General features: G+C 36.3%; 1 pseudogene. It reads left to right on the top strand.

Annotation, left to right across the window (positions count from 1 at the left end):
* Window positions 1-623 (top strand): annotated as a pseudogene (locus ACWHAR_RS28870) (terminase); the annotation flags it as partial.

The raw sequence follows: 623 nt of genomic DNA, 5'->3' as shown, positions 1-623 counted from the left end.
AATTACATGAATGCAAATCCAGTTTTGCAAAATCAATTTCCATTAAATGATAACAGAACAGGTTTATTAATTATCTACCCCTCTGCAAATAAATGGGCTACACGTCAAGATTGGTTTAGCATCTCTACGAAAACACTTTATACAAGGGTAGCAGTTAATGGTACTGATTATTCAGGGTGGTATATATTAGAGAATTCGGAAGGTTCACAAAATAAAGCGGATAAAGCTTTAGCTGATGCTAAAAACTATGTTGAAACAAATTATACAAATCAAAAGTTAACTGTTCTAACAGGATCAAATGCAATCCAAGATGCGAGAATAAGCGGAAATGATTACAAATACGGAATCACTTTTATGGACATAGGGGCCAATAATACTACAGGATACCCGCTCACTTATGGATTTGTAAAAAATGAAAAGCATAGTAATTATCGCTTTACTCAGTATTTCTATGGAAATGCAGACACAACTAGTGGAAGTTATGATCATGTAGGGACTTGGATCCGCCATTGGTGGGCAGATTCAGGCTGGACTGCGTGGCAAAAGATATCAGGGTTTGCTCACGCTAATATTGGGACTACTGGGCGTCAAGCCCTTATTAAAGGAGAAAATAACAAAATTAA

This window comes from Bacillus sp. LR--39 (genome assembly GCF_053613335.1).
This window is presented reverse-complemented; position numbering and strand designations above follow the sequence as displayed.